Source organism: uncultured Mucilaginibacter sp., assembly GCF_913773635.1.
Lineage (GTDB): Bacteria > Bacteroidota > Bacteroidia > Sphingobacteriales > Sphingobacteriaceae > Mucilaginibacter.
Genome location: NZ_CAJYGQ010000013.1, coordinates 252,038 through 275,729, shown reverse-complemented (window position 1 = coordinate 275,729; position 23,692 = coordinate 252,038). Strand labels below are relative to the sequence as shown.

General features: G+C 42.3%; 23 protein-coding genes. 17 read left to right on the top strand and 6 right to left on the bottom strand.

The genetic code is table 11. The features are described 5' to 3' along the window. Positions 1 to 15: 15 nt before the first annotated feature. From QZ407_RS16745 to gyrB, 3 genes are all read right to left on the bottom strand, one after another. Positions 16 to 1,920, bottom strand: a complete 1,905-nt coding sequence (locus QZ407_RS16745; RefSeq protein ID WP_295773184.1) for a DUF294 nucleotidyltransferase-like domain-containing protein — start codon at positions 1,918 to 1,920, stop codon at positions 16 to 18. Next, a complete protein-coding gene (locus QZ407_RS16740) occupies positions 1,917 to 2,621 on the bottom strand; it encodes a 3'-5' exonuclease (protein WP_295773182.1) in 705 nt (234 codons plus the stop codon). Before QZ407_RS16740 ends, QZ407_RS16745 begins: the two co-directional genes overlap by 4 nt. 232 nt (positions 2,622 to 2,853) lie before the next feature. Beyond that, the gene (gene gyrB / locus QZ407_RS16735) at positions 2,854 to 4,812 is read right to left on the bottom strand and encodes a DNA topoisomerase (ATP-hydrolyzing) subunit B (protein WP_295773178.1); all 1,959 of its coding nucleotides are present in this window, start codon (positions 4,810 to 4,812) and stop codon (positions 2,854 to 2,856) included. Between the two features lie 151 nt (positions 4,813 to 4,963). Between gyrB and QZ407_RS16730 the strand changes: the two genes are divergently transcribed. Together QZ407_RS16730 and QZ407_RS16725 are read left to right on the top strand one after the other, a co-directional pair. After that, entirely contained in the window at positions 4,964 to 5,575 is a 612-nt protein-coding gene (locus QZ407_RS16730; protein ID WP_295773175.1) for an OmpH family outer membrane protein, read from the top strand. Positions 5,576 to 5,697: 122 nt separating this feature from the next. Beyond that, on the top strand, positions 5,698 to 6,183 hold the full coding sequence (locus QZ407_RS16725; protein ID WP_295773172.1) for a nucleoside deaminase: 486 nt from the start codon (positions 5,698 to 5,700) through the stop codon (positions 6,181 to 6,183). A 49-nt stretch (positions 6,184 to 6,232) separates the two neighbouring features. On the opposite strand, the gene QZ407_RS16720 is transcribed toward QZ407_RS16725, so the two are convergent. After that, positions 6,233 to 6,514: a SelT/SelW/SelH family protein gene (locus QZ407_RS16720; RefSeq protein WP_295773169.1), complete on the bottom strand. Its 282-nt coding sequence runs from the start codon at positions 6,512 to 6,514 to the stop codon at positions 6,233 to 6,235. Beyond that, positions 6,511 to 6,948, bottom strand: a complete 438-nt coding sequence (locus tag QZ407_RS16715; protein ID WP_295773166.1) for an RNA-binding S4 domain-containing protein — start codon at positions 6,946 to 6,948, stop codon at positions 6,511 to 6,513. The genes QZ407_RS16720 and QZ407_RS16715 overlap by 4 nt, the downstream gene beginning before the upstream one ends. 120 nt (positions 6,949 to 7,068) lie before the next feature. Between QZ407_RS16715 and QZ407_RS16710 the strand changes: the two genes are divergently transcribed. The 15 genes from QZ407_RS16710 to QZ407_RS16640 all read left to right on the top strand — a co-directional run bounded on the left by QZ407_RS16710 (position 7,069) and on the right by QZ407_RS16640 (position 23,409). Further along, positions 7,069 to 7,866 (top strand): 2,3,4,5-tetrahydropyridine-2,6-dicarboxylate N-succinyltransferase, encoded by a 798-nt coding sequence (locus QZ407_RS16710; protein WP_365335793.1) that lies wholly within the window; start codon positions 7,069 to 7,071, stop codon positions 7,864 to 7,866. A gap of 116 nt (positions 7,867 to 7,982) precedes the next feature. Further along, positions 7,983 to 9,110: a glycosyltransferase family 1 protein gene (locus tag QZ407_RS16705; protein WP_295773161.1), complete on the top strand. Its 1,128-nt coding sequence runs from the start codon at positions 7,983 to 7,985 to the stop codon at positions 9,108 to 9,110. Further along, positions 9,103 to 9,669 (top strand): L-threonylcarbamoyladenylate synthase, encoded by a 567-nt coding sequence (locus QZ407_RS16700; RefSeq protein ID WP_295773158.1) that lies wholly within the window; start codon positions 9,103 to 9,105, stop codon positions 9,667 to 9,669. Before QZ407_RS16705 ends, QZ407_RS16700 begins: the two co-directional genes overlap by 8 nt. A gap of 78 nt (positions 9,670 to 9,747) precedes the next feature. Continuing rightward, positions 9,748 to 10,206: an RNA-binding protein gene (locus QZ407_RS16695; RefSeq protein ID WP_295773155.1), complete on the top strand. Its 459-nt coding sequence runs from the start codon at positions 9,748 to 9,750 to the stop codon at positions 10,204 to 10,206. A gap of 398 nt (positions 10,207 to 10,604) precedes the next feature. Next, the gene (locus QZ407_RS16690) at positions 10,605 to 10,967 is read left to right on the top strand and encodes a response regulator (RefSeq protein ID WP_232336462.1); all 363 of its coding nucleotides are present in this window, start codon (positions 10,605 to 10,607) and stop codon (positions 10,965 to 10,967) included. Positions 10,968 to 11,142: 175 nt separating this feature from the next. Then, complete coding sequence (locus tag QZ407_RS16685) at positions 11,143 to 14,217, top strand: tetratricopeptide repeat protein (RefSeq protein WP_295773151.1); 3,075 nt, start codon at positions 11,143 to 11,145, stop codon at positions 14,215 to 14,217. 24 nt (positions 14,218 to 14,241) lie between these two features. Beyond that, positions 14,242 to 16,053 carry a hypothetical protein gene (locus QZ407_RS16680; RefSeq protein ID WP_295773146.1) on the top strand — a complete coding sequence of 604 codons (1,812 nt, stop codon included), beginning with the start codon at positions 14,242 to 14,244 and terminating at the stop codon, positions 16,051 to 16,053. 42 nt (positions 16,054 to 16,095) lie between these two features. Next, positions 16,096 to 17,382 (top strand): SPOR domain-containing protein, encoded by a 1,287-nt coding sequence (locus QZ407_RS16675; RefSeq protein ID WP_295773144.1) that lies wholly within the window; start codon positions 16,096 to 16,098, stop codon positions 17,380 to 17,382. A 5-nt stretch (positions 17,383 to 17,387) separates the two neighbouring features. Beyond that, positions 17,388 to 18,104 carry a MotA/TolQ/ExbB proton channel family protein gene (locus QZ407_RS16670; RefSeq protein WP_295773141.1) on the top strand — a complete coding sequence of 239 codons (717 nt, stop codon included), beginning with the start codon at positions 17,388 to 17,390 and terminating at the stop codon, positions 18,102 to 18,104. Then, positions 18,101 to 18,499, top strand: coding sequence for a biopolymer transporter ExbD (locus tag QZ407_RS16665; protein ID WP_295773139.1), 399 nt, complete (start codon positions 18,101 to 18,103; stop codon positions 18,497 to 18,499). Before QZ407_RS16670 ends, QZ407_RS16665 begins: the two co-directional genes overlap by 4 nt. A gap of 5 nt (positions 18,500 to 18,504) precedes the next feature. Continuing rightward, the gene (locus QZ407_RS16660; RefSeq protein ID WP_295773136.1) at positions 18,505 to 19,326 is read left to right on the top strand and encodes an energy transducer TonB; all 822 of its coding nucleotides are present in this window, start codon (positions 18,505 to 18,507) and stop codon (positions 19,324 to 19,326) included. Between the two features lie 96 nt (positions 19,327 to 19,422). Next, positions 19,423 to 20,763 (top strand): folylpolyglutamate synthase/dihydrofolate synthase family protein, encoded by a 1,341-nt coding sequence (locus QZ407_RS16655; RefSeq protein ID WP_365335694.1) that lies wholly within the window; start codon positions 19,423 to 19,425, stop codon positions 20,761 to 20,763. Between the two features lie 121 nt (positions 20,764 to 20,884). Then, on the top strand, positions 20,885 to 21,883 hold the full coding sequence (gene mgrA / locus QZ407_RS16650) for an L-glyceraldehyde 3-phosphate reductase (RefSeq protein WP_295773134.1): 999 nt from the start codon (positions 20,885 to 20,887) through the stop codon (positions 21,881 to 21,883). Continuing rightward, positions 21,883 to 22,866, top strand: coding sequence for a Gfo/Idh/MocA family oxidoreductase (locus tag QZ407_RS16645; RefSeq protein WP_295773132.1), 984 nt, complete (start codon positions 21,883 to 21,885; stop codon positions 22,864 to 22,866). Before mgrA ends, QZ407_RS16645 begins: the two co-directional genes overlap by 1 nt. Positions 22,867 to 22,890: 24 nt before the next feature. Then, complete coding sequence (locus QZ407_RS16640) at positions 22,891 to 23,409, top strand: DUF2911 domain-containing protein (RefSeq protein ID WP_295773129.1); 519 nt, start codon at positions 22,891 to 22,893, stop codon at positions 23,407 to 23,409. Between the two features lie 58 nt (positions 23,410 to 23,467). On the opposite strand, the gene QZ407_RS16635 is transcribed toward QZ407_RS16640, so the two are convergent. After that, positions 23,468 to 23,644, bottom strand: coding sequence for a DUF6496 domain-containing protein (locus QZ407_RS16635; RefSeq protein WP_295773126.1), 177 nt, complete (start codon positions 23,642 to 23,644; stop codon positions 23,468 to 23,470). Between the last annotated feature and the right edge of the window lie 48 nt (positions 23,645 to 23,692).

Here is a 23,692-nt window from a genome sequence, read left to right as displayed (position 1 = left end):
ATTGTGGCTTTTTTATTAAAATACGCTATTGGTAAAATCCATGCGTATTTTGGTTTGAAAATTACCAATTACTTTAAAGATTTCTTTGAGGGTAACCTGCTCAATTTTTGTAAGTGTAGAAAGGTCTATATAGTTATCGGGGGGAGATTTATCCTGAATTACTTGCAGTGCCTGCTTCTTCAAACGCATGCTCATTAAAAAGTAATACGATTGAGAAAGCTCATGATAGGCTGTGTCGTTAAACACTTCTAACTTGCGTAGCTCCTGCATTCTATCACCTGTATTTACTTCAAATACCCTATGCTTAAGCGCATAAACCCTAACTAAATCAACTATAGGGGTCATTGCTTTTTTTATATCAAATACCTCGCGCTTATCCTTGGTAAACGTTCTTATGTTTTTGAAAAAAGTAAGTGGTGGCTCGTACTGCAATGCATTGATGGCCATATTGTGGAAGAGCTTTTCCATCGGTTTTTTTAGCTCTTCATCTAAAAACGCCTTTAATTCGTGCATTATGTTCTCATCGCCATAAACAAACCGGCAATCAAAAAACGTAGAAAAATTAATAACCGTTTCCGGAAGCGACTCTGCCATCCAACTGGTGTAGTTACGTTTCCAGTGAGATAGGGAGTGGGTCCATTTAGGGTTTTGTGCCATAAAACCCCCTGTGCAATAGTCAATACCAATGCCATTTAACCTGCCCGATACCTGGGTAGCAAAGTCAAGGAAATACTCTCTTACCACCTCGCGGTGCTCATTGGCTTTGTCTTCATATATAATGGCATTATCCTGGTCGGTTTTAAAGGTTTGCTCTTTACGGCCTTCACTGCCAAGCACCATAAAGACAAATTTTGCAGGCGGGGGGCCAACTTTTTCAATTACCCCTTCAATTACCTTTTGGGCTATGGTATCGGCAATGGTACTGATTACCTGGTTGGCAATTTTGGCGTTTACGCCACGTTCAAGTAACTGATTAACAAAGTGCGGGACCGATTCCCACTTGCGTTTAAGCTCATCATCACTTACTGCCGATTTTACTGACTGTATAAATACCAGCGGCGACTGTGCCTGCTCGCTCAACAACCTGTTACGGCTCAGGAAACCAATATACTCGTCATTCTTTTTTACCAGTAAATAACGCGTTTTGGTACTAAACATCATTAGTATGGCCTCATAGATGTAAGCGTCGGCATCAATACTAACTGTATGGCTGTCCATCACGGTTTCAAGTGGGTCGGCGGCATCGCGGCGTTCTGCTATCACACGATCGCGCAGCGTAATATCAGTTACATAACCTGCTATTTGCTCATGGCTGTCGGTTACAAACAAGCAGCTTACCTTATGATTAGTCATCTGCCTTGCGGCTTCATAAATAGGAGTGGTTGCGCTGCATTTTACTATAGCACGAAATTCAAGACTGTCAATTTTTCGTGAGTATAGCTGGTCTGCCGCGAGGTAGCTGTCATCGAACGCAGGTGGCTGCTTAAAAAAGTGCACAAACTCCTCATTTTGCATGCGCTTACCAAACTCTGCGGTGAAGTATAGGAAAAAGTCTTCGTAGGCTTTGCAAATAGCGCGAAAGTCTTTACGGTGCAAAAAATAAACAAGCGTTCCTTTTTTGGCAATAACGGTGCGTAGCGAAAGCCTGCGATTAAGTAAAACCGATACTCCGCCGTAACAAAACCCGGGGTTGTGATATTCAACCAGGCGTTTGTTTTGTACGCTGTCGTAAAAAAAGGATTCGTATTCACCCTTAACAATAATATCAACGCCTTTGAGCTTTGATATTTCCTGTTGGTAAATAACCTTGTCTTTGCTGTAGGTTACTTCTTCAAGCTGTTCGGCTATGCCTTGAAGCACCTCAAGAGGCAATAAGTTAAAAGGTGTTATTTGCTGAAGGTATTTAACACGTTCAGTCATAAGTAATGGGCAAATAGTATAAGCAACGCCAATATAATAACCGGAATTATAACAGCAAAAAGTTTCCCCGATTTGGTTTTGAGGTTTTTGATGTTAGCAAATTTTTGCTGACTTTCTATAAGCTTATCATTAATTTCTCCTCTTTTTCTGAGTTCAAAGAAGCAGTCGGCCGTGGCACCTGCATCTGAAAGTGCATTGTGCTGGTCCTGAAGTGATTTGTAAAAGAGATATGAATATAAATCGGCCAGGCGCAAGTTTTTAGGCATGGGGTTCCATATAAACTGCGAAGTTGCCATCATTGTACAAAACACGGGCAAATCAGCCAGCGGGTTTTCGATACCTGCGCGGTAAAAGTCGGCGCTTAAAATGTGATAATCCAGTTGTACAAAATGGCCTACCACAAGCGGTTTGTAATGGTTAAGATCATTAGCCAGTTTCTGCATAACAGGTACCCTTTCTTCGCCCTTTATGCCCAAAATTCCCGGATTTATACCATGAATTTCCATGGCAGCGGGAGTGATGATGAAATCAGAGTTTTTAATGTAATGATCTTCTTGCTTAAGTTCCTCACCATCCTTATTATAGATGAGCCAGCTCACTTGCACAGCCGACGGCCACGCACCTTCTTCAGAATAGGGCGAGTGCCAGTTGATAGGCAAGCCAGAAGCCTCAATATCAATAAAGATCAGATAATCGGTCACAGTTAAGCAGTTAACGTAAACTGCTAAGCTTATAATTGGTTAGTGGCAGCAGTATACAGGTGCAAAATAATAATTTTATAACAAGTAATGCCAAAATAAGTTGGCGCATTACGCATATAAGCTGCCGATTAATTCAAAGCATGTGCAATAAGCTTGCTGCTAAGAGCCGCCCATAAAAAAAGCCCTGCATAAATGCAGGGCTTAGTATGTGTAAATCAGTAAGAAAACTTACTTAAACGTCTATACGGGCGTATTTGGCGTTCTTTTCAATAAACTCACGGCGTGGTGCTACTTCATCACCCATCAACATAGAGAAAGTATGATCACATTCTGCTGCATTTTCAATGCCTGCTTTACGTAAGGTACGGGTAGCCGGGTTCATAGTAGTTTCCCATAATTGCTCGGCATTCATTTCACCTAAACCTTTGTAACGCTGTACGTGTACGCTATCTTCTTTACCTGCGCCTTTTAAGCGTTGTATAGCAGCGTTACGTTGTTCATCGTTCCAGCAGTATTCAAAATCTTTACCTTTTTTAACAAGGTATAATGGCGGCGAGGCAATGTACACATAACCCAGCTCAACCAACTCTTTCATATAGCGGAAGAAGAAGGTTAATATAAGTGTGGTAATGTGCGAACCGTCAACGTCGGCATCCGTCATAATCACAATCTTATGATAACGCAATTTGGTAAGGTTAAGCGCTTTACTATCTTCAGGAGTGCCAATGCTTACGCCAAGTGCAGTAAACATGTTCTTGATCTCCTCATTTTCGTAAATTTTGTGCTCCATGGCTTTTTCTACATTCAGAATTTTACCACGAAGCGGCAGGATTGCCTGGAAATCACGAGCGCGACCCTGTTTGGCTGTACCGCCCGCCGAGTCACCTTCGACAAGGTAAATTTCACAAACAGCCGGATCGCTGTTAGCACAATCGGCCAGTTTGCCCGGTAAGCCCGAACCGCCCATTACACTTTTGCGTTGCACCATTTCGCGGGCTTTACGGGCAGCTGCACGCGCAGTAGCGGCTAAAATAACCTTATTGATGATCATGCGGGCCTCTTTAGGGTTTTCCTCAAGATACATGGTTAAAATTTCGCCTACGGCAACGTTTACGGCACCGCTCACCTCACTGTTACCCAATTTGGTTTTGGTTTGACCCTCAAACTGAGGCTCGGCCACTTTTACCGAAATAATAGCCGTTAAACCCTCGCGGAAGTCGTCACCCGATATTTCTACTTTGGCGTTTTTCAGCAACCCTTCCTTATCGGCATAAGCTTTAAGTGTACGGGTTAAGCCCATTCTGAAACCGGCAACGTGTGTACCGCCTTCAATGGTGTTTATGTTGTTTACGTAGGAGTGAACGTTCTCTGAGTACGTATCATTGTACTGCAAAGCCAGCTCAACAGGTACACCTTGTTTGGTGCCTTCTACATAAATAGGCTCGGGTATGATAGGTACGCGTGTACCATCTAAAAACTTAACAAACTCTTTCAAGCCGCCTTCTGAGTAGAATACCTCGGTCAGGAAACTTCCATCTTCCTCGGTAACACGTTCATCAGTTAATGACAACTTAATACCTTTGTTCAGGAAAGCAAGCTCGCGCAAGCGGGCCGCTAAAGTGTCATATTTATATTCTAAAGTGGTGGTGAAAATCTCCGGATCGGGTTGAAACCATTGAATGGTGCCCGTACGGTCTGATTCGCCTATTGATTTAACATCAAACAACGGTTTACCACGCTCATACTCTTGTGTGAAAATTTTTCCCTCGCGGTGTACAACGGTTTTTACATGGGTTGATAGTGCGTTAACGCAGGAAATACCTACACCGTGCAAACCACCCGATACCTTGTAAGTGTCTTTATCAAACTTACCACCGGCGTGCAATACGGTCATTACAATTTCAAGCGCCGATTTATTTTCTTTAGTATTGATGCCCGTAGGAATACCACGGCCGTTATCTTCAACGGTAATTGAATTACCCTCGTGTATAATGACCTTAATATCAGTACAGTATCCGGCCAATGCCTCGTCAATAGAGTTATCTACAACTTCATACACCAGGTGGTGAAGACCTTTAACGCCGGTGTCGCCAATGTACATGGAAGGCCTTTTACGTACTGCCTCCAAACCTTCCAGAACCTGAATATTATCAGCTGAATAGTTGGATTTATTCTGATTTTCTTCGCTCATGTTTAAGTGTAAAACTAACTAACAAATATACGCATTATAGCGCATAATCTTGTTATTGTTGATAACTTGACGGGTCAGTATCAGGTCATTTAAAAACATTAGAATACTAATAATGAAATTATATATTTGTGAAATTTTTTAATTGAGCACGATGAAGAACCCTGCTTCGACACTATCGAAAATTACTTTAAGCATACTGGTAGCCGCAAGCTTAGCTGCCTGCAACCAAAACAAAACCAATGATAAGCCAGCTACAACTCCGGCTGCTGCCAAAGTTGAAGACAACACACTTAAAAACGGTGATATTGTTTTTGTAAACTCTGACACGTTATTAAATAAGTATCAGTATTTTAAAGATATGGCCGACCGTTTAGAGAAAAAGGGCAAAGCTGCGCAGGCCGATTTGCAAAACCGGGGTCAGGCTTTTCAGCGTGAAGTTGCCGAGTATCAAAAATCAGCAGCAACCATGAGTGCTGATCAGCGCCAGGCTACTGAGCAGCGCCTTGCACGCAAACAACAAGAGTTACAAGCTTACCAGCAAAATACCGGTGCACAGGTGCAGCAAGATCAGGCTGGTGAGCAAGCAAAACTCTACGAAAAAGTTGCCGACTTTTTAAAGGTTTATGCCAAAGAAAAAGGCTACAAAATGGTTATGACCTACCAAAAAGGTAACAGTGGAATTTTATATGGTGATGCCAGTTTGGATATAACCAGCGATGTTGTTGCCAAGCTTAACGAAGCATACAACAAAGACAAGAAATAATTTATAGTTCTTTCCTTTACATAAAAGGGTAGAATAAAAACACATACAAATGCCTTCTGTTTAAAAGCAGAAGGCATTCTTGTTTTACAACTTATTGATAGTTTAAAAATAGCGCTTTGAATATGCAAGGAGATATAATGAATCATGAAGATTATATGCGCATGGCTATTGCGCTTTCAGAACAAAACGTAGCCGAAGGCTTAGGCGGCCCATTTGGTGCCGTAATAGTAAAAGATGGTAAGGTGATTGGTGCAAGCGGCAATAAGGTTGTTCCGAATAATGACCCTACAGCCCATGCCGAAGTATCAGCCATAAGGCTGGCCTGCGCCGAATTGAAAAATTTTAGTTTAGAAGGCAGTGTAATTTACACCAGTTGCGAACCATGCCCCATGTGCCTGGCTGCTATATACTGGGCGCGCATAAATAAAATTTACTATGCCAATAATAAGGCCGATGCTGCTGCCATTGGCTTTGACGACCAATTTATTTATGAGGAGTTGGAGCGGCCTAAAAGTGAACGTAAAGTGCCGGTTGTTGAAATGCTCCGCGATGAGGCTTTAGGAGCCTTCAAGGCCTGGGAAGCTCACGAAGGCAAAACACATTATTAAATAGTACAAAAGAGCCGCGAAGCAACGACTGATTCCGGCTCTTTTGATTTTAAGCATGTTTATCAGAATGTCCCAGGCTCTTATCAGGGTTTACAATGTCTCTAACCAGTTGCTTGAGCTCTTTAACCTCCGGAAACCTGCCTGCTGTTTTACGGTCAAATACTTCTACATCGTCAATGCTTACGATGTAGCGTCCGCTTACTTCGCTTGGTTTAAGCAACACGCCATTTACATCATCCGTAAATGTAGTGAGTAACTCTTGCGCCATATAAGCGGCACGCAGCATCCAGCCGCACTTTGGGCAATATTCAATACAAATGGTTGGTTTCATTCTTCAGTATCATCGTTTCCGCTTCCGGTTTGCGGGGGCTGAGGTGCAAAGTATCCGTCCTGCAAATCGTCAATCTCACGGCGGTCGCGCTTTGTTGGCCGGCCGGTACCACGGTCGCGCCTGAGCATAGGCATGTTAAACATTGATTTAAACGACGGCGTGTTTTCAACAGGGGTGAGGTCGCTATAAAATTCCACGGCCTTTTTAGCATCCACACGATTTTCAAGCAGGCCGGTAACCGTTATAATTTTGCGTTCCAGTCCTTTGGAAATATTATAGGTTTCGCCAACCTTTACTTCGTGCGATGCTTTTATATTTTGCCCGTTAATTTTAACGCGGCCGGCCTTACAGGCCTCTGAGGCTAATGTGCGCGTTTTAAAAATGCGTATGGCCCACAAGTATTTGTCTATTCGTAATTTTTCTTTTTCCGGCATAACCAAGTATCAATATAACCAATAGCTTAATAAACACTATTGATGCATAGAGTTCTGCAAATTTCCTTAAAATTCCCTTTATTTGCGAAAACTTTTGATATGCCCGCTAACTTAAAGAAAATGATAGAGGATGCCTGGGAAGACCGGGGATTGCTTAACCTTAATGAATATATTGTTGCCGTTGAAACCGTTATTGAGCGTTTAGACAAAGGTGAACTACGTGTTGCCGAACTGATTACCAACCGCTGGCATGTTAATGACTGGATTAAGAAAGCCGTTATTTTATATTTCCCTATCCGTGAGATGGAGGAAATTAAAGTAGGTCCGTTTGTGTTTCATGATAAAATGAAACTTAAAACCGATTACAAAAAGAATGGCGTACGTGTTGTGCCTCATGCTATTGCCCGTTATGGTGCGCATTTGGCTAAAGGCGTTATTATGATGCCATCATATGTAAACATTGGTGCATTTGTTGATGAAGGCACCATGGTTGATACCTGGGCTACCGTGGGTTCATGTGCGCAAATTGGCAAGCACGTACACCTAAGTGGTGGTGTTGGTATTGGCGGTGTATTAGAGCCTGTGCAGGCAGCTCCCGTAATTATTGAAGATAATTGCTTTATTGGCTCGCGTGCTATTGTGGTTGAAGGTGTGCATGTAGAGAGCGAAGCCGTTTTAGGCGCTAACGTTGTACTTACTGCCTCAACAAAAATAATTGATGTAACCGGTGAAACTCCGATAGAATACAAAGGCCGTGTACCATCACGTTCGGTAGTAATTCCAGGTTCATACACCAAAAAGTTTCCTGCCGGTGAGTACCAGGTTCCTTGTGCCTTAATTATCGGAAAGCGTAAAGAATCAACTGATAAAAAAACATCATTAAACGATGCGTTACGTGATAACAACGTAGCTGTTTAACTGTTAAAATAAAACTCGTTATTGCGAGGGGTGAAGAGATTTCAATGTAAGCTTAACTGCTTATTACTAACGAAATTGCTTTATTTCTCGCAATATTGTTTTAAAATATCTGAAGCATGATAATTGGTTTTGATGCAAAGCGGGCATTTTTAAATAGTACAGGGCTGGGAAACTACAGCCGCTGGTTAATTAAGAGTGTTGCTCAGTATCATCCCCAAAATCAGCTAAGCCTGTATACCCCCCGCATAAGGCAAAACCGTTATAAAGACGAGTTCAGTAGATTTAAAAACATTTCTATTGTAACTCCAGGCCACTTGTACCTCTCATCGTGGTGGCGTAGCATGGGTGTTGTTAAAAATTTAAAGCGCGATAATATAGAGCTGTATCATGGCCTGAGTCACGAATTGCCTTTCGGGCTTAGAGAAAGTGATATAAAAGGCGTGCTTACCGTGCATGATCTTATATTCATGCGTTACCCGCAGTACTTTAAATGGGCCGATAGGGTAATTTACCGTGCCAAGCTCAGATATGCCTGCCGTACCGCTACCCGTATCATTGCTATAAGCCAAAAAACTAAGCAAGATTTGATTGAACTGTTTGGCGTAAAGCCATCAAAAATTGATGTGGTATACCAGGGCTGCGATCAAATTTTTAGCCTGTACCACAGCGATGATTACAGGGCACAGGTACGCAAAAAATACAACCTGCCCAAAAGGTACCTGTTAACCGTGGGCACCATTGAAGAGCGCAAAAATTTGATGCTCATTTTAAAAGCACTTGAGCATACCAAAGATAGTATGCGCCTGGTGGTTGTTGGTAAACCTACGGACTACATGCAGCAGGTAAAAGAATATATTGAGGCAAATCACTTATCTGCCCGCGTAACCTTTCTTCATCAGGTGAGTTTTGAAGAGCTACCCGTGTTGTACCAGTTAGCTACGGTGTTTGTATATCCATCTCGCTATGAAGGATTTGGTATTCCTATTATCGAGGCATTAAATTCAGGTGTGCCGGTGGTAGCAGCTACAGGCTCGTGTCTTGAAGAGGCCGGAGGACCAGATAGCTTATATGCAAACCCCAATGATGAACAGGAGCTTGCCCGTAAAATTAACAGGATATGGAATTCGCCGTCGGTGAGGCAACATATGATAACGCAGGGATTTGATTATGCAAAAAACTTTGATCACGAGAAGCTGGCCGGCCAGCTTATAGAAGTTTATAAAAAAACATTGAACGATGCTTAGAGACGAGGTACATAAAGCCTTTGAAGTTGTTAAACAAGGCGGTATTATACTTTACCCAACCGATACTATATGGGGCATAGGCTGCGATGCTACCAATACAGAAGCCATACAAAGGATATTTGAGCTTAAACAGCGCCCGCAGGAAAAAAGCATGATTATTTTGCTTGATGCCGACCACAAACTGGAAAGCTATGTGGCTGAAGTTTCCTCAATAGCTTACGACTTAATTGAGTTTGCCGAAAATCCGCTTACGCTGGTAATGCCCGGTGCAAAAAACGTATCACCTTCATTGATTAATGCCGATGGAAGTATTGCTGTACGGGTGAGCAAACACCCGTTTTGCCAGCAACTTATTCAGCGTATGCGCAAGCCGCTGGTATCAACGTCGGCTAACATCAGTGGGCAGCCATCGCCTCAAAATTTTTCCCAAATTTCGGCAGAGGTTATAGAAGGCGTTGATTATGTGGTGAATGTAGATCAGCATGATTTAACGGCAAAAAAGCCTTCTACTATAATGCGTATTAATCCCGACGGCTTATTTGAATTTATCAGGCGCTAACTGTTTTATTTCAATTTTAAAAAAAAATATATAAACACGGTTGCTTTTTACTAAAATTGTAGTATCAACGTATCTACCATGAAAATTTTTGTTGCAAAACTTCCGCCTGATTATGATGAGACGGATATCGCTACACTCTTTATTACTTATGGCGACATTTTAACTATCAACCTTGTAACCGACCGAGAAACCGGCCGTAGTAAAGGTTACGCATTTGTTGAAATGGTGAATGATGAGGAAGCTCTTAATGCCATTAGCCATTTAGATCAGAAAACCGTAGGACACAACAAGCAACTGGCAGTTAGCCAGGCCACCGAAAGGCCTAAGCCTGCAGGTGGCTTTAACCGCAATAACCGTGGTACCGGTGGCGGAGGTGGCTATAACCGTGGTGGTGGTAGTGGTTATGGTAACAATCGCAATGGAAACTATAATAAAGATCGTAACAGTGGTGGCGGCGGTTACAACAGAGGTAATAACAGCAACTACAACAGGGGAGAAGGCGGTGGCTTTAAGCGTAACGATAATTCCAACGAATAATAAAACATTGTATTATTGCATTTAAAAGCCGGCTAAAGCCGGCTTTTGCATTTTGAATACTCATCAAAAATGCTGTACTATAAATAGAACGCTGTATAATTATTGGTTCAATAACTAATAGCTTAGTGTTTCAAATGCACAACATTGTTAATAACATTCGTTGATGTGTATAATTTAAGCTCATAAGTTTTTTTGATGTTAATTGTATACAGAAAGTAAGTTGTAACAAGTATTTATTGCAAACTTTGTGTTAGTAGTGGTGCTAAATATTTATTTCTATTAAGGTGATTAAATCGGCTCTTGCCCCTTATTTACTTTTTTTTAAGATTTGGCTTATTAATTGTTAATAATATTTTAATTGAATTATAAGCAGATACAACACAACTTATATGAACACCATGAGCAGGATATTAGCGGTTGACGATGACAAGGATATTTTAGAGGCATTGCAACTAGTTCTTGAGGATTACGGATATGAAGTTAATACTCTTGCCGATGGTCACCAGTTGTTTGATATGATTAATAAAGAACAGCCCGACCTTATTTTAATGGATATCATGTTAAATGGATTAGACGGCCGCGATTTATGTAAGCATGTTAAGCTTAACGACAAAACGCACAGTATTCCTGTTATTATGATTTCTGCCAGCCATAATGTAGGTGATGTACTCAAACAAGAGTGTGCTCCTGACGACTTTTTGGCTAAACCGTTTGATATAAGTATGCTTATCAATAAAATTCAGCGCCAACTGGTTGCTTAATCTTCCAATCAATTCGATCATCTTAAAAATAAATAGCTGACAGTAAACCTATTATTACTTTAAGTTTATCGGGTTATACCATCAATTATTTACTTTCGTTTAAAAAAATGCAATCCGGCTTGTTTAAACATGCCGCGGATTGCATTTTTGCATTTGCTTTGTTAACAGCTTTCTGATGATCAAACTCAAACCCATTGCTGCATGTGCTTTAATGTTAGGCACGCTAACCGTTAAGGCCCAGCAAAATGATTCTTTTAATATATATCGCACCTATCATACCGCTACGGAGCTGCTTAACGGCGGACAATTTGTAGCCGCGGCCGAGCAATTCAGGCTTATTGAACAAGTACGCTTAAAAACAACTACACAGCCAAAGTTTGAGTCGGAGTTGTCCATGCTTAAGGAAAACGCCCAATACTATGAGGCTCTTTGTGCGCTTGAGTTGGGTAATGATGATGCTTTGCCCATGTTTATGCGCTTCATTAAGGAGCATCCTGAAAACCCGCTGTCCAAGCTGGCTTACTTTCAAATTGGCAAATCGTATTCGCATCAGCGCATGTATGGCGATGCATTGCTGTGGTTTAATAAAATAAACGCTAATGAACTTAACGGGCATGAGTATACCGAGTATAAGTTTCGTAAAGGTTATGCCTACTTTGACATGGGCGATTATAAATATGCCCAGCAGCAATTTTTAGATATAAAGGATAAAAAGTCGTCATTTCAGGAAGACGCTATCTATTATTACGCCTATATAGCTTACCTTAATAAAGACTACCACATAGCTTTAGTAAATTTTGAAAAGCTTAAAAACTCAAAAAAATACGAAAGCAGCTACCCTTATTACATATCAGCTGTTTACTTTTTAGATAAACGCTATGATGACGTATTAAACTACGCCATACCTATCTTAAATAGTACCAAGCAGCAGCACGAAACTGATATGATGCGTATAGTGGGCGCTTCTTACTTTGCTAAAGGTGATTATCCTAATGCGGTTAAATACTACACACAGTTTCAGGACCGTGACCAGGGAAAAACTCAAAACAGCCAGGACAGTTACCAAATAGGCTATGCTCATTACAAAACCGGTAATAATGCAAAGGCTACTACCGAGCTATCAAAACTGGTAAACGAAAATGATGAGTACGCGCAAAGTGGCAATTATACGCTTGGTAGTATATTTTTAAAATCAGGCAACAAGCAATCGGCGCGTAACGCATTCCAAATTGCAAGCAAATTAGATTTTGATAAGCAACTGCAGGAAGACGCTCTCTTTGAATATGCTAAGCTATCTTACGAGCTTGATTTTAATACGCAGGCTTTAGAGGCTACCCGCCAATATTTGCGCAATTACCCGCGGTCAACCCGTACCGATGAGGTGAAGACCTTGTTAGGCGAGGCGCTGCTGAATTCGAAAAACTATAAGGAAGCAGTGGAAATTTTAGAGCCAATTGTTGCCGCAAATCCAAGCGCAGCAGAAGCCTACCAAAAAGTTACTTATTACCGCGGGCTTGAGTTTTACAATGAGCGTGCATTCGAAAATGCAATAGGCATTTTCTTGCGTTCACTGAAGCACCCGCGTGATGAAAAAATTGTCGCTCTTACTACTTACTGGCTTGCCGAGTCAATGTATGAAGTACGTAAGTACGGCGAATCTGTTGAACAGTTTGAAACTTTCCTTGAGAATCCGCAATCGCGTTCATTGAGTGTGTATAATTACGCGAACTATGGTTTAGGATATGCAGCATTTGGCGATGAGCAGTACAAGAAAGCCGCAAGTTACTTTGAGCGCTTTTTAGCCGGCGGCCCAACTGATAAAAATGCCGTTAATGATGCGGTTGCGCGTATTGCCGATAGTTACTTTGTAACCAAAAACTATGGCTCGGCCATGTCATATTACGACAGGTTGATAGCGAGTGGCAGCCAAAGCCAGGATTATGCATTATTTCAGCGTGGTATGATACAGGGTTTACAATCATCACCTGATGCTAAAATTTCAACACTCAACAGTGTTTTGAGCCGTTATCCAAACTCCGATTTTGCAGATGATGCCGCGTTTGAGATAGCTTACACTTACTTCCTGAAAAATGAAGGAGACCGTGCTAAGACTGATCTTCAGGCCATGATTCAAAAATACCCTAACAGCAGTTACGTGCCGCGTGCGCTGGTAACAATTGGTTTAATTGATTACAATAACAACCAGGATGATGCTGCTGTAGAATCATTTAAAAAAGTAGTACAAACTTACCCATCGGCCGAAGAAGCTAAACAGGCCTTAAAGCAGATAGAAAAAATTTACACCGATAAGGGAGACGCTCAAACGTTTATAAGCTACGCGCAAACCACGCCAATTGGCAACTACAGCGCAGCCGAGCAGGAAAGCTTGATGGCCACTGCCGCCAACAACCTTTACCTCAAAGGCGATTGGGAGGGTACCGTTGCTGCGGTAGGGGCTTATTATGATAAGTTTAAAACCAAGCCTATTTATGAAAAGCAAATGCGCTTTATACGTGCGCAGGCGTTGGTAAACCTCAACCGTACTGATGAGGCCGTGCAGGATTACAATGTTATATTAAACGATTGGACAAGTGCCTATACAGAAAAATCGCTTATTGCTATTTCCAAAATGTATATATCGCAGAAAAAGTATAACGAAGCCGTTGTTTACTTAAAGCGTTTGGAAACCAACTCAGAATATAAAGCCGATTACACCTTTGCTATTAATAACCTGTTAATGTGCTACGCACAAATGGAGATGGCAGACGATGCCCTGCACTATGTAAAACTGGTTAGAGAGAACGAGAAATCGGCAGAGGAGGATAAGTATAAAACCGGTCTTTACGCAGGCGTTGCCCATCTTTCCAAAGGTGATACTGCAGCTGCCATTAAAGAGCTCAACTATACGGTAACCAATACTAAAACAGTTGCAGCAGCTGAGGCTAAATACCGCATTGCCCAAATAGAATATAAAAGAGGTAATTACAAAGCATCGCAAAAAACTTGCTTCGACATCATCAACAAAATGTCGAACTATGATTATTGGCTTACAAAAACCTTTATACTCCTGGCCGATAATTACCTGGCGCTTAAAGATCCATTCCAGGCAAAAGCTACATTACAAAGTGTAATTGATGGCTATAAGGGTAATGACGATATATTACCGGAAGCTAAAGCAAAGCTGCAACAAATTAATGATGCCGAGAAATCAGCACCTGCCGCAACAGGTACAAAAAAACAAGACAAGTAAGCAACGCCCATACCAGATAAGTACATGACCAGATATAGATATATATTACTGACAAGCATTTTTACGTTTGGCGCTGCGCTTGCACATGCTCAAACGCAGCAGCCGGCAAAAAAACCAGTGCAAAAGCCAGCGCAAAAGGCGCCGGTGAGCAAACCGGTAGCCAAAAAGGTTGGTGATGCTGCTGCCAAATCAAAGCAGGATACTACAAAGAAAGGTGGTAATGCACCTGCAAACAATGCCCAGCAAAACGGCGGAAGCCTTTCAGAAGAAATTGTAGTAACTACTATTTACAAACCTGTTTTGGCTGATGCGGTTAAAATACGCCGTAATCCAAATCTTGAAGAAACACAGCTATATAAAGCTCCGCTTACGTATTCGACGTTAGATAAACGCCTTGAGCGCAATAGCGACATACGCCAGTTAGAGGCTATGAAGATGCCTATTGAGCGCGATTCGGTACCCGCCGATAATTTTGTACGAGCCGGATTTGGCAGTTTGCGTACCCTATTTGGGGAGGCTTACATAAATAACGGTAAAGACGCCGCCTTGCAAACCGGAGCGTACGTAAAGTACTTCGGGCAACAGGGCAGTGATCTTGAAAAGCAGAACCACAGCAAGCTTGATGCATCTGTGTTTGGAAAAAGCATTGGTGAGGTAAACACGTTGACTGGTCGTATAAACTACCAGCGTCGTAACAATTATTTTTATGGTTATGATAACACCTTAACCACTGCTCCAATTGACCCCGCAAAGCAGCACTTCAACACCATAAGTGCCGAAGGCGAATTAAGCCGTAATTATCAGGACACCGACCGTGTGTTTACTTATGCAGCTAAAATTAACGGTTACTTGTTTAGCAATGCTTTTAAAGCGCGCGAAAATAACGTAGTAATTAGTGGTTATTTAAATCAAACCATTAACCAGTTTTACGCAGGTATTGCTGCTTCTGTTGATGTTGCTTCACAAAAGGATTTAGCCTACTCTATAAACAATAGCTTTTTACGCGCCAATCCTTACTTAAAATTTCAGGGCGAAAACTATAAGATTGATGCGGGAATAAACATTGTTAAGGAATTCAGCTACTTTACCCGATTTTTCATTTTTCCTGCTGCCAAGCTTGAATTTCAGGTTATACCTCAATACGTGCGTTTGTTTGCCGAGGCAAGCGGCGACGTAAACCGTTCGTCGTTACGCGGCTTTTCAGAAGAAAACCCTTTCATCGGGCAAAATATAGCCATCAAAAACTCAGTTGATAAACTTAATTTGAGTATCGGTTTAAAAGGAAGATTATTTGCAGGCCTGGGCTTTAAAGCATCAGTTTTCCGCAATAGTGTATCTGATTTGCCTTTGTTTGTAAGTGGTGTGCAGCCAATTGCTGCAGCTTACCCAACCGGTAACAACCGCTTTAACGTCATTTACGACAATGGCAAAGCCCGCATAAGCGGCTTCAACGGTGAGCTTGATTACAAAGCATCTGATGATTTAAATATATTCGGTAGGGTGGAATTCCGCGACTATAAGCTGGCCAGCGAGGCGCAGCCATGGAACTTGCCTAAATTTAAGTTAACTGCAGGTACTCACATTCACATCAGTGACAAGGTTGACTTCAACGGTTCGTTATTGTTCCGCGGAAGTACAAAAGATATTATTTCGGGCACCCAGGTGGTTAACATAAAATCATTTGCTGATTTAAGCGGCGGTGTGAGCTATAAGGCTACAAAAAAATTGTCGGTTTTTGTACAGGCCAACAATATTCTCAATACAAACTATCAAACCTGGTTGTACTACCCTAATTATTCATTTAACATATTTGGAGGCGTAGGCTACAGTTTTTAACTATATTTGCCGCCATTGCGCTAAAAATACTGCTTACAAAAAATGGATCTTTCAGTATATATATCAGAGCTGCTTAACGAACGTGGCAACATTGGCATACCAGATATTGGTGTGTTTAAACAGGTTCGTAAAAGAGGCTATTATAATGCTGAAGAGGGTAAGCTATACCCGCCATATTTTGCTACCGAGTTTGAGCAAACCACTGTAAGCGATGATGTATTGCTGCAATACCTTACCGATAAGAGTAAGGTTTCGGTATCATCAGCAAAGTTTTTTTTAGACAGGTATGTACAAAATACCTTGCAGCAGGCCGAAATAGGTGAGGCTATGATTGGCAACCTTGGTTGGCTGTCAAGAGAAGTTGATACACTTCGTTTCAGGCCGGCATCTGAAACAACAGAAGCTACTGCAGCATTCGGTTTTGCACCAGTTAGTCTGCTTAAAAACGAGCCCCAATCATCTGTTGCTCAAAGTACTGAACCGAAAATTAACGCCGAACCGGCAAACTCCGCCACTGCTGGCGAAGAAACGATACAGCCCGTTCCGGTAACTTTTTCAATTGAAAAGGAACTTGGCAAAGCACCGGAGGCTTTAAATGAATCACCTGTTGCCAAAGCGCAGCCTGCAACCTCTATATCGCCTTTAGTGCGCCAGCCTAAGCCGGTACAGCATAAGGTTGAACGACCTGCGCCTGTTGTGCCACAACCGCAACCCAATGTGCCACAAGCTCAAAAAGCGGAGGCTTTACCTATTGCAGACAATAATGATGAGGTTGCTGCCCGTCCGTTTTATATGCGTCTGCCATTTTATTTGGGGCTTGTATTGGTTATTGCTGCTGCGGCTGTAATAATGATATTGAAAAATACAGCTGATGACAATACCCCTAAAGTAAGCGACCGAGGCGAAAAAGCATCGCCAAGTATGGATTCGGTAAAAGTTAATACGCAGGCACCGTCTGATACCGTTATCATTAAGGCACCTGCCGCCACTGATACTGTAAGCAGGAATACAGCTTTGCCCGAGTCAACCGAGTACGCGCCCGAAGTAGAAACGCCTGCAGTTGCTGCGCGTACGGTAGTTAATTCTAATCACTATAACTATGTGCTGGTTGGCGGCTCATACGGCACGCTTGAGCTGGCAAAGGCTGCATCAGAGCGGTACAAGGCAGTTGGCATAGGCGCATCACCGTTTGAAAACTCGCGCAAATTATTTAAAGTGGCATTGGGCTACTACCCAACCTATACCGAAGGACAGGAAGCAAAAAAACAACTGGTTAAGCAAGGAAAAGTACTTAACTGGAAATTATACGTTGAAACTCTTAGAAAGTAAATATAATGACGCTATTAACGCAGGTAACTGATACTGCTCAACAAGTTATTGATACTGTAAATAAGGCCATTCAGCCGGTAACTACGCCTGCTGCACCTGTTGATGATTTACGCTTTGGCGACCTTTTGATTAAAGGTGGCTGGGTAATGATTCCAATTGGTATACTGGCTGTGTTAGGTTTGGTGATATTCTTTGAGCGCTTTTTTACTATCAGTAAGGCAGCAAAAGATGAGTCGGAGTTGATGCGCCAGATTAAAGGAAGCATTACTGCCGGTAAGCTTGATTCAGCCGTGGCCGTGGCACGTAACAGCGACTCGCCTCTTGGCCGTATGCTGCAAAAAGGTTTATTGCGTATTGGCAGGCCTATAAAAGATATTGAAGGCGCCATTGAAAATGTGGGTAAGCTTGAAGTATCAAAACTGGAGAAGAATATTGGTATATTGGGTATTGTTGCCGGTATAGCGCCAATGTTTGGTTTCCTAGGTACCATTGCAGGGGTAATCAAAATATTCTACGATATATCGAAAACTGATAACATCAGCATGGGTGTAATTTCAGGTGGTCTATACGTTAAAATGGTAACCTCGGCAGCAGGTTTGTTTGTTGGTATCATTGCTTATGTATGTTACCATATACTGAACATGATGGTCGATAAAGTTATTTTAAAACTGGAAACTGACGCCATTGAGTTTATTGATTTGCTGGAGGAGCCAAGCCGATGAATTTAAGAAAGAGACATAACAGGGCATCGGCCGAAGTGCATACATCGGCTATGAATGATATTATGTTTTTTTTGCTGCTGTTTTTTCTTATCGCATCTACAGTAACTAATCCAAACGTAATCAAGCTGATGCTGCCAAAATCATCATCGGGGCAGGCGGTTTCAAAAAAAACCATTACGGTATCAGTTACGCAGGATTTGCGTTACTATGTAGAAAAAAAGGAAGTATCGGTTGAGGCCTTACAGGCTACACTTGAAGGCTACAAAAACATAGCAAATGAACTAACTATTGTACTGCACGTTGACCGTACCGTTGCCATACAGGATGTGGTGCAGGTAATGGACATAGCCCAAAAACTAAACATTAAACTGGTACTGGCTACCGAGCCTAAGTAATACGTATGAATTACCGTAAGGAAGAGAATAATTATCCTAAAGCCTTTTTAGCAACCGGTATTATACTGGCTATGCTAATTGGCTTGAGTTATTTCATTGTCTTTCAGCACCCTGAAAAGCAGGAAGACGGTACCGGAGGCATACTGGTAAATTACGGAACGGTAGATGAAGGTATGGGTGACGATTACATGAGCACCGAAGAACCGTCAGTTGCCGAACAAGCCAACGGCCAAAAGCCTGATAAGGTAACTACCGCACCTCCAACCGAGCAGGTAACACCAACAGAAGATGCCAGTAAGCAGGTAGTAACTCAAAATACTGAGGACGCACCTGAAATAAGCAACGATAAAAAACCAACCCAAGCGGTAGCCACACAACAACAACCCACTAAAGAAACACCAAAGCCAACCGTTAATCAAAATGCCTTATATAAGGGCAAAACCAATAACGGTACCGGCGAAGGCGATGGCAACGGGTCAACCCCCGGCAACCAGGGCAAAACCACAGGTACAACGCTTACCAACAACTACAATGGAACAGGCTCAGGTAATGGTGGTAATTTAACCGGTATGCCGCAGCGTAACTTCATAAGCAAGCCGGCAGTTACTGATGACGGTCGTCATACCGGTAAAGTAGTAGTTGACATCAGGGTTGATAAGGACGGCAACGTAACCTATGCACGCGGCGGTGCCAGGGGCACAACCATAACCGACCAGAATTTGATAGAGAAATGCGAAGAAGCAGTTAAACGCTCACGCCTTAATCAACTCGAAAATGCTCCGGATATGCAACAGGGTACGGTAGTTTTTGTATTCAAAGTACAATAAGCAGCCCGTCATTCACTGTTTCATTTTCTTAAGCGCAATCAATTCTATTCTTTAAAATTGTGCCTTAAACTGCATAACTTAACGCATTTTTGAATATTGCATACTGCTACCGGCAATGCTACTAAGAAAATGACTTACCAGGAAACCCTCGACTACCTCTACAATCAACTGCCCATGTTTACCCGCGTAGGTGCGTCGGCATTTAAAAAAGATTTAACCAACACTATTGCGCTTTGCGAACGACTTGATAACCCGCATCAAAAGTTTAGAAGCATACATATTGGTGGTACCAATGGTAAAGGCTCAACTTCGCATATGCTGGCTGCCGTGTTGCAAACAGCCGGCTACAAAACAGGTTTGTATACGTCGCCGCATTTAAAAGATTTTAGAGAACGGGTGCGTATCAACGGACAAATGATTAGTAAGGAAGAGGTGGTAAGCTTTGTTGAGCAAAACAAACAGTCATTTGAGCAAATAGAACCATCTTTTTTTGAAATGACCGTTGCATTGGCCTTTGATTGCTTTGCACGTCATGAAGTTGATGTTGCTGTTATTGAAGTTGGTTTGGGCGGTGTGCTCGATTCCACGAATATCATTAGTCCGCTATTATCAATTATCACCAATATTGGTTGGGACCACATGAATATGCTGGGCAACACCTTGCCTGAAATTGCCACGCAAAAGGCAGGGATAATTAAGCCACACACACCTGTAATTATTGGAGAATACCAGCCAGAAGTAGCGGACGTATTTTTGAATAAGGTGAATGAGCAAGATGCAGCCATTGTTTTTGCATCACAACAATGGAATGTGAGCAGAGACGATCATGGAACTGAAAATACGCAAGAAAAAAACTTAGTTTCTATTGTTGCACAGCGAGTTAATCTCCCGGCTGGTATTTATTGCCTGCAACTTGATCTAACAGGCACTTATCAGCTTAAAAATGTTTGTAACGTACTTTCGGCAGTAGATGAATTGCGCGGGCAAGGATTCATGATTTCCGATGAGCATATTGCTGACGCTTTGAAGCAGGTAAACGCACTTACCGGCTTACAGGGCCGCTGGTACACCCTCAGCACAAATCCGCTGACAATATGCGACACCGGGCATAACCCCGATGGTATTGCCGAGGTGTTAAAAAATATTTCGGCAGTTGAGTATGAACGCCTGCACTTTGTAATTGGTATGGTGAATGATAAGGATATTACCAAGGTACTAAGTATGTTGCCCCAAAATGCTACCTACTATTTTTGTAAACCCGATATGCCACGTGGGTTAGATGCTGCATTGTTAAAAGAGCAGGCCGAAGCTGTGGGTTTGAAGGGTAGCAGCTATTCATCGGTGCCATTGGCGTTAAAAGCAGCGCAGGAAGCGGCAACCCAAAAAGATTTGGTATTTGCTGGCGGCAGCACCTTTGTAGTGGCCGAAATAGTTTAATATATTTGGAAGGAAGGTGTCCAAAGTTGATAGTCTGTAGTTTATAGTAGCTCTGAAAATCAAGAAAGCAGTTTCCTGATATGTTTTTCACGAATCATCAACCATGAATTAATAACCACCAATGACCTACCTACCATCACCTAATCGTTACCAGGATATGCCTTATCGCCGTTGTGGCAATAGCGGTATTTTATTACCGGCTCTATCGCTGGGCCTGTGGCATAACTTTGGCGGCGTGGATGTTTTTGAAAACTACCGCAGCATTTTGCGCCTGGCTTTCGATAGCGGCATAACCCATTTTGACTTAGCTAATAATTATGGACCGCCTTATGGTTCTGCTGAAGAAAACTTTGGACATTTACTTAAAAAGGACTTTGCCGCTCACCGCGATGAGCTGATTATATCAAGTAAGGCCGGGTATGATATGTGGCCGGGACCGTATGGCAACTGGGGCTCAAAAAAGTATTTGGTAGCCAGCTTAAACCAAAGCTTAAAGCGTATGGGACTGGAGTATGTAGATATTTTTTATCATCACCGGCCCGACCCGGAAACTCCTTTGGAAGAGACCATGGCTGCGCTTGATTTACTGGTAAGGCAAGGTAAAGCCCTATATGTAGGTTTATCAAATTACAAGGCAGAAGAAGCTAAAAAGGCCATTAGCATATTAAAAGACTTAGGTACGCCATGTCTTATTCATCAACCTAAATACTCCATGTTTGAGCGTTGGGTTGAAGGCGGTTTGCTGGATGTACTTGAACAGGAGGGCGTAGGTTGTATTCCGTTTTCACCGCTTGCGCAAGGTATGCTAACCAACAAATACCTGCATGGTATTCCTCAGGATTCAAGAGCAGCAAAATCAAGCGGACACTTGCAAACAGCGCAAATTACCGGTGAAAAGGTTGAGCAAATTAAGCAACTGAACGAGATAGCACTTGGCCGTGGCCAAACGCTTGCTCAAATGGCACTGGCCTGGTTATTGAAAGATGCGCGGGTAACCTCAGTACTTATAGGTGCCAGTAAGACCGAACAACTTGCTGATTCACTGATGTGTTTGAAAAATACCGCCTTTACACCTGATGAACTGAACAGGATAGAAACAATATTACAAAATAAACCCTGATGCAAACCATTAACTGGGGAATAATAGGTTGCGGCGATGTAACCGAAAAAAAGAGCGGTCCGGCGTTTAATAAAGTACCGGGCAGCAAACTGGTGGCCGTTATGCGCCGCGATGCAACCAAAGCAGCCGATTATGCAAAGCGCCACAATGTTAACAAATGGTACAGCGATGCCCATGATTTAATTAACGACGATGAAGTAAACGCAATTTACGTTGCCACGCCACCCTCATCACACCTGAGTTATGCTATAGCTGCATTGCAAAAACGGTTACCTGTTTACGTAGAAAAGCCGGTTACCATGAATGCTCATGAGGCACAACAACTGGCTGACGCTGTAAAGCAATATAACGGACAACTTATTGTTGCGCACTATCGGCGCCGTTTACCCATGTTTTTAAAAGTTAAGGAGCTTTTGGAACAAAGCCGTATTGGCAATGTACGCACCGTGCAATTACGCTTGTGGCAAAGTCGTAAACCGGCACTGGTAACCAAAGGCGCACCTAACTGGCGTACGCAACCCAATGTATCGGGTGGAGGGTACTTTCATGATTTATCGCCCCACCAGCTAGATTTAATGCTTTACTTTTTTGGCAACCCCGTGCATTACTCCGGCTTTAGCCTTAACCAGGCACAAGCCACTGATGCTGATGATCATGTTTGCGGATCTGTTGTGTTTGAAAACAACGTAGTACTTAATGGATCGTGGTGTTTTAATGTTGCCGAAACAGAGAACACAGACCTTTGTGAAATTATAGGCAGCGAAGGCAAAATCAGTTTCCCGGTTTTTGGCGATAGTGTAACCCTTAAAACGGCATCTGACCAACAAGTATTCACCTTTGAGCACCCTGAAAATATTCAACTACCTATGATTGAAAGCATGGTGAACTATATAAACGGCCGGGAAGCTAATCCATGTACTATTGATGAGGCTGTTACGTTAATGAAGATAATTGATGCCTTTGCAACCAAAATAAACAAGTAATCGGAAAATTTAACATACAATACCATGAAACAATTATTTAAACTATTTGCCGTAACCGGTTTAATTTTAACTGCCTTCACCGCATCAGCACAACAGGCAAAAAAAGTACCTGCCAGTCCGCCTGATACCGTAAAAGCAACAACGAAAGCAGGCGTTGCCATTGAAGTGGCTTACAGCCAGCCTGCTGTTAAGGGCCGTACTATAGGTACCGACATAGCCCCTTACGGTAAAGTGTGGCGCACAGGTGCCAATAATGCTACTACAATCTCTTTCAGCAAGGATGTGAAGATTGAAGGTAAGGCATTGCCAGCTGGTCAGTATGCTTTATACTCAATACCCGGTGAAAAAGAATGGACCGTAATTTTTAATAAAGGCGTTAAAAACTGGGGAACTAAATACGAAGAAGGTGATGACGTTTTGCGTATAACCGTTAAAACTGCAAAAACCAAAGAATTTGTGGAAAGATTGAAATTTGCCATTGAGCCTGCCGGAAAAGTTCATTTTTCGTGGGGTGATAAGCTAGTGGCGTTTATGGTTAAATAAGCCCTCGACATATTAAACAAGAAGAGCCACAATTTAATGTGGCTCTTCTTGTTTAATATCAGTCTTTCTTTTTAGGAACTTTCGCTCCTTCTTTACGCGCTTCTGATAGGGCTATGGCAACCGCCTGCTTTTTGCTGGTTACTTTTTTGCCGGTGCCGGTTTTCAATTTTCCTTCTTTCATTTCGTGCACAGTTTCGCCTACCTTCTCCTGTGCCTTTGCCGAATATTTTGCCATAATTTGTTTAACTAGTTGTGTAATTTATCTACAAATTGCAGCTGAATT

Excerpts from the sequence above, each read along its gene's own strand:
- QZ407_RS16745 (WP_295773184.1), bottom strand. The coding sequence starts at position 1,920 with ATGACTGAACGTGTTAAATACCTTCAGCAAATAACACCTTTTAACTTA.
- gyrB (WP_295773178.1), bottom strand. The coding sequence starts at position 4,812 with ATGAGCGAAGAAAATCAGAATAAATCCAACTATTCAGCTGATAATATT.
- QZ407_RS16730 (WP_295773175.1), top strand. The coding sequence starts at position 4,964 with ATGAAGAACCCTGCTTCGACACTATCGAAAATTACTTTAAGCATACTG.
- QZ407_RS16725 (WP_295773172.1), top strand. The coding sequence starts at position 5,698 with ATGCAAGGAGATATAATGAATCATGAAGATTATATGCGCATGGCTATT.
- QZ407_RS16720 (WP_295773169.1), bottom strand. The coding sequence starts at position 6,514 with ATGAAACCAACCATTTGTATTGAATATTGCCCAAAGTGCGGCTGGATG.
- QZ407_RS16715 (WP_295773166.1), bottom strand. The coding sequence starts at position 6,948 with ATGCCGGAAAAAGAAAAATTACGAATAGACAAATACTTGTGGGCCATA.
- QZ407_RS16710 (WP_365335793.1), top strand. The coding sequence starts at position 7,069 with ATGATAGAGGATGCCTGGGAAGACCGGGGATTGCTTAACCTTAATGAA.
- QZ407_RS16705 (WP_295773161.1), top strand. The coding sequence starts at position 7,983 with ATGATAATTGGTTTTGATGCAAAGCGGGCATTTTTAAATAGTACAGGG.
- QZ407_RS16700 (WP_295773158.1), top strand. The coding sequence starts at position 9,103 with ATGCTTAGAGACGAGGTACATAAAGCCTTTGAAGTTGTTAAACAAGGC.
- QZ407_RS16695 (WP_295773155.1), top strand. The coding sequence starts at position 9,748 with ATGAAAATTTTTGTTGCAAAACTTCCGCCTGATTATGATGAGACGGAT.
- QZ407_RS16690 (WP_232336462.1), top strand. The coding sequence starts at position 10,605 with ATGAGCAGGATATTAGCGGTTGACGATGACAAGGATATTTTAGAGGCA.
- QZ407_RS16685 (WP_295773151.1), top strand. The coding sequence starts at position 11,143 with ATGATCAAACTCAAACCCATTGCTGCATGTGCTTTAATGTTAGGCACG.
- QZ407_RS16680 (WP_295773146.1), top strand. The coding sequence starts at position 14,242 with ATGACCAGATATAGATATATATTACTGACAAGCATTTTTACGTTTGGC.
- QZ407_RS16675 (WP_295773144.1), top strand. The coding sequence starts at position 16,096 with ATGGATCTTTCAGTATATATATCAGAGCTGCTTAACGAACGTGGCAAC.
- QZ407_RS16670 (WP_295773141.1), top strand. The coding sequence starts at position 17,388 with ATGACGCTATTAACGCAGGTAACTGATACTGCTCAACAAGTTATTGAT.
- QZ407_RS16665 (WP_295773139.1), top strand. The coding sequence starts at position 18,101 with ATGAATTTAAGAAAGAGACATAACAGGGCATCGGCCGAAGTGCATACA.
- QZ407_RS16660 (WP_295773136.1), top strand. The coding sequence starts at position 18,505 with ATGAATTACCGTAAGGAAGAGAATAATTATCCTAAAGCCTTTTTAGCA.
- mgrA (WP_295773134.1), top strand. The coding sequence starts at position 20,885 with ATGACCTACCTACCATCACCTAATCGTTACCAGGATATGCCTTATCGC.
- QZ407_RS16645 (WP_295773132.1), top strand. The coding sequence starts at position 21,883 with ATGCAAACCATTAACTGGGGAATAATAGGTTGCGGCGATGTAACCGAA.
- QZ407_RS16640 (WP_295773129.1), top strand. The coding sequence starts at position 22,891 with ATGAAACAATTATTTAAACTATTTGCCGTAACCGGTTTAATTTTAACT.
- QZ407_RS16635 (WP_295773126.1), bottom strand. The coding sequence starts at position 23,644 with ATGGCAAAATATTCGGCAAAGGCACAGGAGAAGGTAGGCGAAACTGTG.